This window comes from Streptomyces sedi (assembly GCF_006335015.1).
Lineage (GTDB): Bacteria > Actinomycetota > Actinomycetes > Streptomycetales > Streptomycetaceae > Streptomyces > Streptomyces sedi.
Window position 1 is genome coordinate 330,365 of sequence record NZ_VDGT01000003.1, and the last position, 14,696, is coordinate 345,060.

Genomic DNA, 14,696 nt, shown 5'->3' on the forward strand with positions numbered 1-14,696 from the left:
TGGGGTGGGTTAGGCCGGCTGTCGCCCGCAGCGCGTCGCGGGTGGCGCCCGCCGGCGGAGGAGGGGGCGCGATCAGCGCGTCGCCGGGGTTTCAGCCGGACGGCCGGGCCGTCCGGGCTGCCAGGTGGGTGTCCACCGTCTGGAGCTGGCCGCCGGGGGGCGGCGGCTCCGTGGGCAGCCACCAGTGGAGGGCCGCGATCTCGTCGTCCGGCGGGCGGACCGTCGGCGCCTCGACCGTCGTCGTGAAGAGCGCCCCGCGCAACTCGCCCTTGCCGGTCAGCAGCGTGTGGGCGAAGCCCACGAAACGCAGCCGCTCCGCCGGCACCCGGTGCCCGGTCTCCTCCCACAGCTCCCTGACCGCCGCCTCGCGCGGGCTCTCGCCCGGCTCGATGCCGCCGCCCGGCAGCTCCCAGCACCCGCGGCCCCTGACCAGCACCAGCAGCAGCCGTTCGCCGTGCCACACCGCGACCAGCACATACCCGACCGGGGCCGTCGCGAAGACGGTCTCCTCCGGCTCCTCGTCGAACGCCAGCAGCCGCATCCCCAACGGTCCACTGACCAGCGACCGCGCCGTGTTCTCGTTCACCCGCCCAGCGTAGGGGAGGGGTATGACAGCCGCCGGAACGCGGGTTCTCAGGGCGTCAGTTCGGCCCAGATCGTCTTGCCGCCCGGCCGGTGCCTGGTGCCCCAGCGCTCGGTGAGGCGCGCGACGATGAACAGTCCGCGCCCGCTCTCGTCGAAGGCGCGCGCCCGGCGCAGATGCGGCGAGGTGCTGGTGGAGTCCGAGACCTCGCAGATCAGCCCGCGTTCACGGATCAGCCGCAGCTGGATGGGGCCGTCGGCGTGCCGGATCGCGTTGGTCACCAGCTCGCTGACGACCAGCTCGGCGGTGAACGCGGCGTCGGCCATGCCCCAGCCGGTGAGCTGGCTGGTCGCCAGCTCGCGCGCGTTGGCCACGGCCGTCGGGTCGTCGGGGATCTCCCACGTCGCGACGTGCGAGGCGTCCAGCCGGTGGGTGCGGGCCAGCAGCAGCGCCACGTCGTCCGTCGGCTGCTCGGCCAGCACCTTCTTCAGCACGCGCTCGGAGAGCTGCTCCAGCGAGTCGGCGGGCTGGGAGAGCACCTGGCGCAGGTCGTCGTAGCCCCGGTCGGGGTCGCGCCGGCTCCGGGACTCGACGAGGCCGTTGGTGAAGAGCACCAGCAGGCTCTCCTCCGGCAGGTCCAGCTCCGTCGACTCGAACGGCAGCCCGCCGAGGCCGAGCGGCGGCCCTGCCGGCAGGTCGACGAACTCCGCCTCGCCGGTGGGCCGCACCAGCGCCGGCGCCGGATGGCCGGCGCGCGCCATGGTGCAGTGGCGGGTGACCGGGTCGTAGACCGCGTACAGGCAGGTGGCGCCGAACTCGCCGGACGGGTTCTCGGCGTCGCTCTCGGCCGGCTCGGTCTCGAAGCGAAGCCGGATCACGACGTCGTCCAGATGGGTGAGCAACTCGTCCGGCGGCAGGTCGATGTCGGCGAGCGTGCGCACCGTGGAACGCAGCCGGCCCATCGTCGCCGACGCGTACACGCCGTGCCCGACGACGTCCCCCACGACCAGCGCGACCCGCGCCCCGGAGAGCGGGATCACGTCGAACCAGTCGCCGCCGACCCCCATCGCCGAGTCCGCCGGCAGATAGCGGGTGGTCACGTCGACGGCGGCAAGCTTCGGGAGCCGGCGCGGCAGCAGGCTGCGCTGGAGCGTCAGCGAGGTGCGGTGCTCCCGGGTGAAGCTGCGCGCGTTGTCCACGCAGACGGCGGCCCTGGCCGCGATCTCCTGCGCCAGCAGCAGGTCGTCCGCGTCGAACGGCGCCTGGTCGCGGTGGCGCAGGAAGACGGCGACGCCCAGGGTCATGCCCCGGGCGTGCAGCGGAACGGCCAGACCGGAGTGGAAGCCGTAGCGCTGCCAGCTCTCCTCGGCCCGTTCGGGCGGGACGCCCAGCCAGCCGGCCAGGTCCTCGGCCCCCTCGATGGTGTTGGAACGGCGCGGCTCCCCGCGACGCAGCGCCTCCGCCGGGACGGAACCCGGCGGGCTGTGGGCGGTGTCGCCCGGTTCGAGCACGGCCTCCGGCGCGCCCTCAAGCACCGACTTCTGGGCCACTCGGCGCAGCGCGTACGGCGGTCGCCCCTCCGGCCAGTCGCGGCCCGGTTCGTCGCCGCGCAGCACCGGGTCGGCCAGGTCGACGGTGGCCAGATCGGCGAACCTGGGCACCGCCGCCTCCGCCAGCTCACGCGCGGTGGTGTCGACCTCCAGCGTGTTGCCGATCCGGGTGGTGGCCACGCTCAGCAACGTCAGCCGGTCGCGGGCGATCATCACCCGCCGCAGCTTCGCCTCCCGGTTGGCCCGCACCCAGCAGCTCAGCACGCTCAGCAGGACGCCCAGCACGATGGAGACGAAGATGACCGGCCGGCTGCCGGGGCGGAGATCCGGCAGCAGGAAGCCGTAGTTGACGAAGACCACCACGATCGAGGTGCCGCCCACCAGCATCGTCGGGACCAGCGGCAACAGGGCGCTCGCCACCAGCGGCGGAAGCAGCGCGAGGCTCGCGTAGCGCACGGTGGCGTCGGGGCGCGCCGCCCAGTGCGTGTAGAACGCGATCAGGAACGTGGCCAGCAGCAGCAGAACGAAGAGGCCGCTCTGCCCACCGCGTCGGAGGGAAGCCACGCAGCGCACCTCCCGGCCCGGTCATCCCAAGGGCCCGTGACGTTCCGTGCCCTGCGCTCCACCGTAGCCGCGCTCGGTCGACCCGGCGACGGCTGCGGTCCGGCCGGGGGTAGGGCCCGGTGACGCGGTCGTGCGGCGGCGCGTCACCGGGCCGGTCTCACAGGGCGTGCGCCCGGTAGCGGGCGACCGTCTCCGCCAGCACCTCAAGGCCGTCGCGTGCCCACAGCCCCTCGTTGAACAGCTCCACCTCGACGGGGCCGGTGTAGCCCGCCGCCCTGACCTCCCGGTCGAACCAGCGGAAGTCCACGGCGCCGTCGCCGATCTGGCCGCGCCCGTTGAGCACGCCCTCGGGCAGCGGGGTGGTCCAGTCGGCCAGCTGGAAGCTGTGGATCCGCCCCTCGGCCCCCGCCCTGGCGATGCCGTCGGCCACCCGGTCGTCCCACCACAGGTGGTAGGTGTCGACCACGACGCCGACCCGCTCGGCGGGGAAGCGGCCGGCCAGCGCGAGCGCCTGGTCGAGGGACGAGACCACGCAGCGGTCGGCCGCGTACATCGGGTGCAGCGGCTCGATCGCCAGCCGCACGCCGCGCTCGGCGGCGTGCGGCAACAGCTCGGCCAGCGCGTCGGCGATGCGCTCCCTGGCGCCGAAGAGATCGCGGCTGCCGGGCGGCAGGCCGCCGGAGACCAGCACCAGCGTGTCGGTGCCCAGCTCGGCCGCCTCGTCGAGGGCCGCCCTGTTGTCGTCCAGCGCGGCGGCGCGCTCGGCCGGCTCCTCGGCGGTGAAGAACCCGCCCCGGCAGAGCGTGGTCACCCGAAGGCCGGCGTCCCGCACCAGCCGCGCGGTGGCCGCGAGCCCGTGGGCGGCGACCGGCTCGCGCCACAGGCCGACGCCCGGCACGCCCAGCTCCACCAGGCCCTTGGCCAGCTCGGGCAGGGACAGCTGGCGCACGGTCATCTGGTTGATGGAGAAGCCCGCCAGATCGGCGGCGCCGTTCCCGTTCTCCGCCGCGGTCACGCGTCCACCCCCTGCACGGCGAGCAGACTCGCCATCCGGGCGCGGGCGCGCTCCGGGTCGGGGAAGAGGCCGAGCCCGTCGGCCAGCTCGTAGGCGCGGGCCAGATGGGGCAGCGAACGGGCCGACTGGAGGCCGCCGACCATCGTGAAGTGCTCCTGGTGGCCGGCCAGCCAGGCGAGGAAGACCACGCCGGTCTTGTAGTACCGGGTCGGCGTCTGGAAGAGGTGGCGGGAGAGCGGCACGGTCGGGTCGAGCAGTTTCCTGAACCCGTCCGGATCGTCGGCGTCCAACGCCCGCACCGCCTCGGCCGCCAGCGGGCCCAGCGGGTCGAAGATGCCCAACAGGGCGTCGCTGTAGCCCTGTTCGTCGCCGGCGATCAGCTCGGGGTAGTGGAAGTCGTCGCCCGTGTAGCAGCGCACGCCGGCCGGCAGGCGCCGGCGCAGCGCGACCTCGCGCCCCGCGTCCAGCAGCGAGACCTTGACCCCGTCGACCTTCTCGGCGTTGGCCTCGATGATCGCCAGGAACGTGTCGGTGGCCCGGTCCAGGTCGTCCGAGCCCCAGTAGCCCGCCAGCGCCGGGTCGAACATCGGGCCCAGCCAGTGGAGGATCACCGGGCTCGCCGACTGCCGGAGCAGCGTTCCGTAGATCTCCAGGTAGTCCTCGGGCCCGCCGGCCGAGGCGGCCAGCGCGCGGGAGGCCATCAGGATCGGCCGGGCCCCGGTCTCCTCGACGACGGCCAGCTGCTCCTCGTAGGCCGCCCGCACCTCGGCGAGCGTGGCCGGGCCGGTCAGCTGGTCGGTGCCCACGCCGCAGGCGATCAGCCCGCCGACGGCCCGCGCCTCGGCGCCGGAGCGCCGGATCAGCTCGGCGGCGCCGGCCCAGTCCAGGCCCATCCCGCGCTGCGCGGTGTCCATGGCCTCGGCGACGCCCAGGCCGTGCGACCACAGGTGGTGGCGGAAGGCGAGCGTGGTCTCCCAGTCCACCACCGCCGGCCCGTCGGGCGTGGTGTCGGCGAAGGGGTCGGCGACCACGTGGGCGGCCGAGTAGACGACGCGCGAGGCGAGCGGCGGGCGCCCCGGCGCGAACGTGGCCGGCTCGGCGCGCGGCGTGTGGTCGCGCAACGCGCCGGTGGCGTCGGGCAGTCGGATCACGGTCAACGTTCTCCCTTACGAAGCGGTGCGGGCGGTGGCGGTGCGCCTGTCGGCGGCGGCGGGCGGGGGCGGGGTCAGAGGTGCAGCTCGGGCACGTCCAGGCGCCGGCCCTCGGCCGAGGAGCGCAGCCCCAGCTCGGCCAGCTGCACGCCCCGCGCGCCGGCCAGCAGGTCCCAGCTGTAGGGCTCGTCGGCCACCAGGTGGCGCAGGAACAGCTCCCACTGGGCCTTGAAGCCGTTGTCGAACTCGCCGTTGTCCGGCACCTCCTGCCACTGCTCGCGGAACCGCTCGGTGGCCGGGATGTCCGGGTTCCACACGGGCTTCGGCGTGGCCGAACGGTGCTGCGCCCGGCAGCCGCGCAGCCCGGCGACGGCGGAACCCTCGGTGCCGTCGACCTGGAACTCCACCAGTTCCTCGCGGTTGACCCGGACCGACCAGGAGGAGTTGATCTGCGCGACGGTCCCGCCGGCGAGCTGGAAGATCCCGTAGGCGGAGTCGTCGGCGGTCGCGTCGTAGGCCTCGCCGGCCTCGTCCCAGCGGCGCGGGATGTGCGTGGTGGCCAGGGCCTGCACGGTCTCGACCCGGCCGAACAGCTCGTGCAGCACGTACTCCCAGTGCGGGAACATGTCCACGACGATTCCGCCGCCGTCCTGGGCGCGGTAGTTCCAGGAGGGGCGCTGCGCCTCCTGCCAGTCGCCCTCGAAGACCCAGTAGCCGAACTCGCCGCGCACCGACAGGATCTCGCCGAAGAAGCCGCCCTCGACCAGCCGCTTCAGCTTGAGCAGCCCGGGGAGGAAGAGCTTGTCCTGGACCACGCCGTGCTTGATCCCGGCGTCCCTGGCCTGCCGGGCCAGGGCGAGCGCGCCGTCGAGGCCGGTGGCGGTGGGCTTCTCGGTGTAGATGTGCTTGCCGGCGGCGATCGCCTTGCCGATCGCCTCCTCCCTGGCGAGGGTCACCTGGGCGTCGAAGTAGACGTCGATGGTGGGGTCGGCGAGCACCGCGTCCAGGTCGGTGCTGACCGCCTCCGGGTCGAGGCCGTGGCGGGTGGCCAACTCCCGCAGCGCGTGCGGGCGTCGGCCCACGAGCACGGGTTCCGGCCAGATCACGGTGCCGTCGCCGAGCGGGACCCCGCCCTGCTCGCGGATGGCGAGGATCGAGCGCACCAGGTGCTGGCGGTACCCCATCCGGCCGGTGACCCCGTTCATGGCGATCCGGACGGTCTTTCGCTCGGCGGCCGAGTGCGTCGTCATGCTGCCTGCCCTCCCGGGACGGTAAGCGCTTTCTACTCGGGGAGAAGCTAACCTCTTCGCAGCGGGCTAGGCAAGTGGGAGCAGAGGCATGGCAGTAACGCTGGCGGACGTCGCGGTCCGCGCGGGGGTGTCCGCGGCGACGGTCTCGCGGGTGCTGAACGGCAACTACCCGGTGGCCGGCGCCACCAGAAATCGTGTGCTGCGCGCCGTCGAGGAGCTGGAGTACGTGGTCAACGGGCCGGCGAGCGCGCTCGCCGCCGCCACGTCCGACCTGGTGGGCGTCCTGGTCAACGACATCGCCGACCCGTTCTTCGGCATCATGGCGGGCGCGGTGCAGTCCGAGATCGGCGAGCCGACCGCCGAGCGCGGCGGGCCCAAGCTCGCCGTGGTCTGCAACACCGGCGGCTCCCCGGAGCGCGAGCTGACCTTTCTCACACACCTCCAGCGCCAGCGCGCCGGCGCCGTGGTGCTCACCGGGGGCGCGTTGGAGGACGAGGCGCACCGGGCGGCGCTCGCCGGCCGCCTCGGGCGGCTGGAGGCCGCGGGGGCGCGGGTGGTGCTCTGCGGGCGCCCGCCGCTGGAGGGCAGCGACTTCCCAGCCGTGACCTTCGACAACCGCGAGGGCGCGCGCCAGCTCACCGAGCATCTGCTGAAGCTGGGGCACCGCAGGCTCGGCTACCTCGCGGGGCCGCAGGCCCGCACCACCACCCGCCACCGGCTGGAGGGCCACCGCGAGGCGCTGGCCGCCGCGGGGCTGGCGGGGGACGCGGGCAGGCTGACCGTGCGCGGCGACTACGGGCGCTCGGCCGGTTACGCGGGCGCGCTGGAGCTGCTCAGCCGCGAGCCGGAGTTGACCGCCATCGTGGCGGCCAACGACACGGTCGCGCTGGGCGCCTGCGCGGCGCTGCGGGACCGGGGGGTGCGCATCCCGGAGGACGTCTCCGTCACGGGCTTCGACGACCTGCCGTTCGCGAGGGACGTCACCCCGGCGCTGACCACGGTGCGGCTGCCGCTGCACGAGGCGGGCGTCCGGGCCGGCCGCCTGGCCCTCGGCCGCGAGACGCCGCCCGCAGGGGGCGTGGTGACCTGCGACGGCGAGCTGATGGTCCGGAACTCCTCGGCGGGGCCCCGCGGGGGGTAGCCGAGGAGTGGGGGTGAGCGCGCTGCGGGTGGTCGCTCGTGCGATTCCCTTCGTTCCTTCGCCGTGGTGGCCTTTTGGGGCGCGGGCCCGCCGGGTTCGCGTCAGTGATCATTACGTAACGATCCCTCATCACGTGATGATCACATCGGCCCCGGAAGGCCAACCCCGGCGCCATGCTCGACACATGACCCGCACCCGTAGGCTGCTGATCGCAGCCGCCACCGCGACCGTCGTCACTCTCACGGGCTGTGGGAGCGACGACGGCACCGACGACAACCGGTCCCCGCGCCAGGGCGAGGCAGGCGGAACGGAGGACGACCTCCTGCAGGCCATCGACGACAACCTCGCCGCCATCAACGACGGCGACGCCGAAGCGGTGTTCGCGTCCCGGTCCGCCGCCTGCCGCGAGGAGGCGACGGTGGAGGAGGCGGCCGAGGCCGTCGGCCTCGTCGGCGCGCTCTACGGCGAGATCTCCTTCGAGACCCTCGAAGTCCTGGAGTTCGACGGCACCACCGCGCGCGTGCGCGGCACGACCGGGATCGAGGCCCTGGACAGCGACGACGGGGAGGAAGGCGAGGGCGCGCGATGGATCTGGGAGGAAGGCGCCTGGCGGGACGACAGCTGCGGGGAGGACTCCGACGACGAGGCGGAAGACGCGGACGAGGCGGCCACCGCCCCGTCCGACCTCCCCGCGGGCGAGGGCTACGACTGGGGGGACGGCATCTCCCTGACCGTCGACGGGGTCACCGAGATGCCCCTGGACAGCCTGGGCGAGTACGACTCCGTGCCCGACGGGCACACGCCGTTCCAGGTGGAGATGACGATCGTCAACGACGGTGACCAGCCCCTCGAACTCGACGAGTTCGCGATCGTCGTGGAGGGGGCCACCAACGGCGGCACGGTCGACAGCCTGTACCTCATGGACCAGGAGTACCTGGAGGGCCGTCTTGCTCCGGGGGAGTCCAAGGAGCACCGGGAGGCCTACAGCATCGACACCGCCGCGCACGGCCGCGACCTGGTGGTCGAGGGGTGGCGCTACACCGACGAACTGGGGTCGGACACGCCCACCTGGGTCGTCACGATCCCCTGAGCGTCTCAGCGTCTCAGCGCCGTGCCGCCCCCGGGGGCGCGGATGCCCCGCCGCCTCGGGTAGATCTGGGGCATGGAGACTCAACGCCCCGACCCCGTCGAGCGGATGCTCGCCGAGCGCGCCTGTGAACGGATCGTCGTCGAGTTGGTGCACCGGCTCGACCTGGGGGAGCCGTCCGCCGTCGCCGAGCTGTTCACGCCGGACGGCGTGTGGGAGTGGCCGGACGGCGACCGGCTAGTCGTCGGGCGGGAGGCGCTGGCCCGGTACTTCGGCGGGCGGCCGGCCGACCGGCTCTCGCGGCGGCTGGTGACCAACGTGCGGGTCGACGTCCTCACGCCCGACACGGCGGAGGCGACCAGCTATCTGACGACGTTCCGCGTCGACGGCCACCGGGGCGAGCTGCTGCCCGCCGGGCCGCCGGTGCAGGTCGGGCACTACCAGGACGCGTTCGAACGACGGGACGGCGGCTGGCTGCTGGCGCGCCGGACGCTGCACCTGGCGTTCGGGGGCGCCACCCCGCGCGTCTCCTGACGTCGCGGACGCCGGCGGGACCCCGCGGCCCCGCCGGCCTCCGCCATGTCAGTCCTCCCTCTCACTCCTCGGCGTCCGGCGATATCGCCCCCGTGCCGAGAACGGTCAGCTGGACGCGGTCCAGCCCGGCGTCCTGGAGGCAGCCGATCAGCCGGTGGCGGTCGTGGTCGCTGAGGGAGGGGTGGACGGTCGCCGCGTAGAGCCGGGTGTCCAGGGCGGCCATCCCCGCATGGGAGAGGGGTATCGAGGTGGCGTCGCGGCAGCGTTCCCACGTCTGGTGGGCCGCGAGGTCGGCCCGGTTGTCGGGGATGTTCTTCGCGGTGACCGTGAAGAGCACCGAGGTCGCCGTCTCCGTGCCGCGCTCCGGTGGCCGGGTCTCGGTCAGCTCGGCGAGCACCGCGTACAGCCCCACGCAGAGCGCCAGCGCGACCCCCGCGGCCGTCGGCGCGCGCCAGCGCGGCGGGCCGATCGGCGGATGCGCGGCCAGCTCGGGCGCGACACCGCCGTGCGCCCCGCCGGTCGGCGCGGAGAGCGGGACCAGCCGGCCCGCGAGCCGGCGGCGACCCAACGGCCGGGTGGTGGCGCGGGCCAGGCGTTCCACCACCCACGCCAGCCCGGAGAGCGCGGCGCCCGCCGCCATCAGCACCGGGACGAAGACGTGGGTGCGTTCCTCCTCCAGCCACGAGAAGCGGGACTCGGCGCGCTCGGGCGACCCCCTCCCGGCCGCCCGTTCGCGCTCGCCTGCCCTCAGCAGGGCCAGGATCTCGTCGTAACGCCGGTCGGTCTCGCGGGCCCGGCGCTCCAGCCGGCCCAGCCGGTCCAGCATCGCGAAACCCAGCAGCAACACCTCGATGACCAGCAGCAACACCCCGCACAGCAGCGTGCGTTGCCACTGCCAGCGGTAGAGGTAGACCACCAGGTACGCCGCCGCCCCCAGGGCGGCCACCCCGCCGAACAGGTAGGCCGCCGTTCTCGCCGATCTCATCTCCGCACCTCCGTTCCGCTCGCTCCGGCCGCGTCCGCGGCCTCGTCCGCCGTGATCTCCCCTGTCCCGCCGTCGAGCAGCAGCGGCGTCCCCGGGGGGAAACGCCCCACCGCCTCGGCCGCCCCGGTCACCATCGGCAGCCGCAACTCCCGCGCCAGCACGGCCAGATGGGAGAGCGGGCTGCCGGTCTGGGCGACCACCCCCACCACGGAGGGCAGCGTGGAGGCCAGGCCCGGGTCCAGATGGCGGACCACCAGCACCGCGTCCGCCGGCGGCTCGCCCGAGCCGTCCCAGGCGACCCCGCTCGCCCGCCCCGCCGAGGCGCCCCTGGCCGCGCCCCCGGTGCCCCGGCCGGCGGCCTCGGGGACCACCGTCCCGTCCTCGGCCAGCCGGAACGTGTCCGGCAGCGGCGGCCCGCTCGGGCGGGCGCGGCGCCACGCCAGGTCGGCCGGCAGCGGCTGGCCGCGCACCACGTCGAGCAACTCCGCCCAGCGCAACAGCGACAGCCGGTCCACCGCCACGCTGCGCGAGGCGACCTCGCGCACCAGCCGCGTCTGGTACTCCTGCACCCAGCGCACCCGCATCCGCAGCCCCTCGCGCGCCGACAGCGCGCCGGGCGCCGCGCCTGAGCCCGGCGCCGGCGTCGCGGGCAGCCGCAGGCGTCGCGTCAGGCTGGGCGGCACCAGCGCCAGCACCTCGGGCCTGGCGGCGGCCAGCTCGGCGTCGGTCAACCCCTCCGCGCGGCCGTGCAGCAGCGCGGCCAGCGCCGCCGCCGCCCCGCCGCCCGCGCCCTCGTCCCCCTCCGACAGCGCCCCGGCCAGCGCCTCCTGGGCGTGCAGCGCCAGCAGGGTGGCGCGCGACCAGCGCAACGCGCCCACCAGGTCGGCGGGCGTCAGCTCGGCGGGCGCCGGCGCCTCGGTCAACTCCCGGTCGACGTCGGCCTGGAGCGCGACGGCCAACCCCGGCAGCGCCCCGCGCAGCCGGCCGATGCCCCAGGCGGCGACGAGCCGGCGGGCGGGCGGGAGCGGGTTGAGCCAGGTCAGCAGCCGGTTCCCCGGCGGCGTCAGCCCCAGCAGCGCGAGGTCGGCCACCGCGCGCCCCTGGACCGTGCGCACCACCGGCTCCCGGCGCAGCCGGCGCCGCGACGCCGCGCCCGCGAGGTCCAGCGCGGTGGCCAGCCCCTGGGAGAGCGGCGTCACCCACAGGTCCTCCTCCAGCGGGCTCAACGGATCCGGCAGCGTCTCCGCGACCGGCCCCGGCCCGAGCAGCCTGGCGCCGCGCGCCGGCCCGCTGCCGGTGGCGGTGATCGGCCGCGACTGGAAGAGGTGCAGCCGCCCGTCCTCGGCGGCGAACCCGAACTCGATGTCCTGCGGGCCGCCGAAGACCCGCCCGGCCCGGCGCGCCAACGCGGCCAGCGCGCGCGCCTGTTCCCGATCCAGCGGGCCCGGGCCCTCCAGCAGGCGCCCGCGCGGGCTGAGCCGCGCCTCCTCGCCCTGCACGGCGCCGCTGACCAGCTGGTCGGGGCCGCCGTCCACCGTGCTGACCAGCAGCCGGTCGCGGGCCCCCGTCACCGGGTCGGCGCCGAAGAGCACCCCGCCCATCCGGCACTCCACCATGGGCTGGACCAGCACGGCCATCGGCGCCCTCGTCCCGCCGCCCGCCGCGGCGGAGTCGCGCACCGCGCGCAGCGCCGACCGGAAGCCCTCCAGGTCGCGCACGTTCAACACCGAGAGGAAACGCCCGGCCATCGCCGAGTCCGCCGTGTCCTCGGCGGCCGACGAGGACCGCACCACCAGGGGGTGGCGCCCGTCGTCGCTCAGCCGCCGCCAGAGCGTCAGCGGGTCCTCTCCGCGCTGCCCACTGGCCGCGGGCAGCACCACGAACCCCGGCAGCGCCGGCAGCCCCACCCCCCGCGCCCTGGCCAGCGCCGCTGCCTTGCCGCCCACCACCTCGGCGCGGGTCGCGCGCGGATCACCCAGCTCCCATGCCACCCCCAGTGCCCGGGGCCCAACGGCCCCCGCGGCGTCGTCTCTTCGCACGGACTCCGTATCGCTCATCCTCCGCCTCCGTAACCGCTCACGGCCCGTCGCCCGGGGAGAAGGACGCGGAGTTCCCTCGTCCACCTGACCGGGAGCGGGACCAGTTGGGGAGGGCGGAGAGTATCCACGCGAGGGCCCGACCAACACGGCGCGCGGGGGCGCACGCGCGCCGTGGCGATCCCGGTGTCCACGCCCCTCACGCGCGCCCGCACGCTCCCTCGCCCCGTCGCCGCCCGGGTGGTGCGGCACCCCGGGCGGCGAGGAGGGCACGGCGGCCGGCCGGCGGTCGACGGAGGCGCGCGCGGCGGGAACGACGGCGTGAGGCAACCAGGCGCGGGGGAACGGAGTCTCTCGCAGCGGTGACCGGGAGCGCTCTCGGCCACCGAGGGGGGCAGGAGGGGAGTCGAGGGGGTCGGTCCGGGGCGGACCGGCCCCCTGGGCCGCGTACCCGCTGTCGGTGGGGGGCGTTACGGTCGGCACATGTCGCCAATTGCGGGCCCGCGCGGCGCGGGTGGGGCGGGCGCGGCCGGTGCCGTGCTGGAGGGTGTGCTGGAGCGCATCACCTACGCCAACGAGGAGAACGGCTACACCGTCGCCCGGGTGGACACGGGCAGAGGCGGCGGTGAGCTGCTGACGGTGGTGGGCTCGCTGCTCGGCGCCCAGGTCGGCGAGTCCCTGCGGATGACCGGGCGTTGGGGCTCGCACCCGCAGTACGGCCGCCAGTTCCACGTGGAGAACTACACGACCGTGCTGCCGGCCACGGTCCAGGGCATCCGGCGCTATCTGGGCTCCGGCCTGATCAAGGGCATCGGCCCCAAGACGGCCGAGCGCATCGTCGACCACTTCGGCGTCGGGACGCTGGAGGTGATCGAGGCGGACGCGAAGGCGCTGATCGCCGTCCCGGGCCTCGGGCCGAAGCGCACGGCGCTGATCGCCTCCGCCTGGGAGGAGCAGAAGGCGATCAAGGAGGTGATGGTCTTCCTCCAGAGCGTGGAGGTCTCCACCTCGATCGCCGTGCGGATCTACAAGAAGTACGGGGACGCCTCCATCTCCGTGGTGCGCGACGAGCCGTACCGGCTGGCCTCGGACGTGTGGGGCATCGGCTTTCTGACCGCGGACCGGATCGCCCGTGCCGTCGGCATCCCCGAGGACAGCCCCGAGCGGGTCAAGGCCGGTCTGCGTTACGCCCTTTCGCAGGCCAGCGACCAGGGGCACTGCTATCTCCCCGAGGAGCGGCTGATCGCCGACGCGGTGAAGCTGCTGGGCGTGGACACCGGCCTCGTGATCGAGTGCCTGGGCGAGCTGACCGAGGACCCGGAGGGCGCGGTGCGGGAGGCGGTGCCCGACCCGGAGGGCGAGCGGGACGGCGATGCCCGGGTCACGGCGGTCTATCTGCCGCCGTTCCACCGCGCCGAGCTGTCGCTGGCCGGCCAGGTGCGGCGGCTGCTGCGGGCCGAGGAGGACCGGCTGGCCGCGTTCGCCTCGGTGGACTGGAAGCGTGCGCTGGGCTGGCTGGCGGGGCGGACGGGCGCCGAGCTGGCGCCGGAGCAGGAGGAGGCGGTGCGGCTGGCGTTGACGGAGCGGGTCGCGGTGCTGACCGGCGGCCCCGGCTGCGGGAAGTCGTTCACCGTGCGTTCCGTGGTGGAGCTGGCCAGGGCCAAGGGGGCCAAGGTGGTGCTGGCCGCGCCCACCGGTCGGGCGGCCAAGCGGCTGGCCGAGCTGACCGGCGCCGAGGCGTCCACGGTTCACCGGCTGCTGGAGCTGAAGCCGGGCGGGGACGCGGCCTACGACAGGGACCGGCCGCTGGACGCCGACCTGGTGGTGGTGGACGAGGCGTCGATGCTGGACCTGCTGCTGGCCAACAAGCTGGTCAAGGCCGTGGCCCCCGGTGCCCATCTGCTGCTGGTCGGCGACGTAGACCAGCTGCCGTCGGTGGGCGCGGGCGAGGTGCTGCGCGACCTGCTGGCCCCCGGCGGGCCCGTGCCGGCGGTGCGGCTGACGCGGATCTTCCGGCAGGCCCAGCAGTCCGGCGTGGTCACCAACGCGCACCGGATCAACGAGGGCCTGCCGCCGGTCACCTCGGGGCTCGCGGACTTCTTCCTCTTCGCCGAGGAGGACACCGAGCAGGCCGGCCGGCTGGCGGTGGACGTGGCGGCCCGCCGGGTGCCCGCCCGCTTCGGGCTCGACCCGCGCCGCGACGTCCAGGTGCTGACCCCGATGCACCGGGGCCCGGCCGGGGCCGGCGCGCTCAACGGGCTGCTCCAGGAGTCGGTCACCCCCGCCCGCCCCGGGCTGCCGGAGAAGCGCTTCGGCGGCCGGGTGTTCCGCGTCGGCGACAAGGTCACCCAGATCAGGAACAACTACGACAAGGGCGCCAACGGCGTCTTCAACGGCACGGTCGGCGTGGTCACGGGGCTGGACGTGGACGAGCAGCGGCTGACCGTGCGCACGGACGAGGACGAGGAGGTCCCCTACGACTTCGCCGAGTTGGACGAGCTGTCGCACGCCTACGCGGTCACCATCCACCGCTCGCAGGGCAGCGAGTATCCGTGCGTGGTCATCCCCGTGACGACCAGCGCCTGGATGATGCTCCAGCGAAACCTGCTGTACACGGCGGTGACGCGCGCCAAGCGTCTGGTCGTGCTGGTCGGTTCGCGGCGCGCGTTGGCCCAGGCTGTGCGGAGCGTCTCGGCAGGACGTCGGTGCACGGCTCTGGACGCGCGCCTGGCCGGTGCGATACACACCTAAGGTCCCGAATCGCGCGGCACGGCGTGCCAGAAAACGGCCCGATGGCCGA

The 14,696-nt window shown here is 74.8% G+C and carries 11 protein-coding genes; 4 read left to right on the forward strand and 7 right to left on the reverse strand.

Annotated elements, in window-relative coordinates; translation table 11 throughout:
• Positions 1-91 precede the first annotated feature (91 nt).
• From FH715_RS06180 to FH715_RS06200, 5 genes are all read right to left on the reverse strand, one after another.
• Positions 92-586, reverse strand: coding sequence for an NUDIX hydrolase (locus FH715_RS06180; RefSeq protein WP_246108586.1), 495 nt, complete (start codon positions 584-586; stop codon positions 92-94).
• A 47-nt stretch (positions 587-633) separates the two neighbouring features.
• Positions 634-2,697: a SpoIIE family protein phosphatase gene (locus FH715_RS06185; protein ID WP_246108587.1), complete on the reverse strand. Its 2,064-nt coding sequence runs from the start codon at positions 2,695-2,697 to the stop codon at positions 634-636.
• A gap of 157 nt (positions 2,698-2,854) precedes the next feature.
• Positions 2,855-3,652 carry a sugar phosphate isomerase/epimerase family protein gene (locus tag FH715_RS06190; RefSeq protein ID WP_139641756.1) on the reverse strand — a complete coding sequence of 266 codons (798 nt, stop codon included), beginning with the start codon at positions 3,650-3,652 and terminating at the stop codon, positions 2,855-2,857.
• A 56-nt stretch (positions 3,653-3,708) separates the two neighbouring features.
• Positions 3,709-4,863, reverse strand: a complete 1,155-nt coding sequence (locus tag FH715_RS06195) for a dihydrodipicolinate synthase family protein (protein WP_139641520.1) — start codon at positions 4,861-4,863, stop codon at positions 3,709-3,711.
• Positions 4,864-4,937: 74 nt separating this feature from the next.
• Entirely contained in the window at positions 4,938-6,113 is a 1,176-nt protein-coding gene (locus FH715_RS06200) for a Gfo/Idh/MocA family protein (RefSeq protein WP_139641523.1), read from the reverse strand.
• An 88-nt stretch (positions 6,114-6,201) separates the two neighbouring features.
• Between FH715_RS06200 and FH715_RS06205 the strand changes: the two genes are divergently transcribed.
• From FH715_RS06205 to FH715_RS06215, 3 genes are all read left to right on the forward strand, one after another.
• Entirely contained in the window at positions 6,202-7,254 is a 1,053-nt protein-coding gene (locus tag FH715_RS06205; RefSeq protein WP_139641525.1) for a LacI family DNA-binding transcriptional regulator, read from the forward strand.
• 184 nt (positions 7,255-7,438) lie between these two features.
• Positions 7,439-8,344 carry a hypothetical protein gene (locus FH715_RS06210; RefSeq protein WP_139641527.1) on the forward strand — a complete coding sequence of 302 codons (906 nt, stop codon included), beginning with the start codon at positions 7,439-7,441 and terminating at the stop codon, positions 8,342-8,344.
• Positions 8,345-8,416: 72 nt separating this feature from the next.
• Positions 8,417-8,875, forward strand: a complete 459-nt coding sequence (locus FH715_RS06215) for a nuclear transport factor 2 family protein (protein ID WP_139641529.1) — start codon at positions 8,417-8,419, stop codon at positions 8,873-8,875.
• 61 nt (positions 8,876-8,936) lie between these two features.
• Here FH715_RS06215 and FH715_RS06220 read toward each other — a convergent pair whose 3' ends face one another.
• Positions 8,937-9,860: a tropomyosin gene (locus FH715_RS06220; protein WP_139641531.1), complete on the reverse strand. Its 924-nt coding sequence runs from the start codon at positions 9,858-9,860 to the stop codon at positions 8,937-8,939.
• The gene (locus FH715_RS06225; protein ID WP_246108588.1) at positions 9,857-11,851 is read right to left on the reverse strand and encodes a PEP/pyruvate-binding domain-containing protein; all 1,995 of its coding nucleotides are present in this window, start codon (positions 11,849-11,851) and stop codon (positions 9,857-9,859) included. The genes FH715_RS06220 and FH715_RS06225 overlap by 4 nt, the downstream gene beginning before the upstream one ends.
• A gap of 528 nt (positions 11,852-12,379) precedes the next feature.
• On the opposite strand from FH715_RS06225, the gene recD2 reads away from it, so the two are divergent.
• Positions 12,380-14,647 (forward strand): SF1B family DNA helicase RecD2, encoded by a 2,268-nt coding sequence (recD2, locus tag FH715_RS06230; protein ID WP_139641535.1) that lies wholly within the window; start codon positions 12,380-12,382, stop codon positions 14,645-14,647.
• Positions 14,648-14,696: the final 49 nt, after the last annotated feature.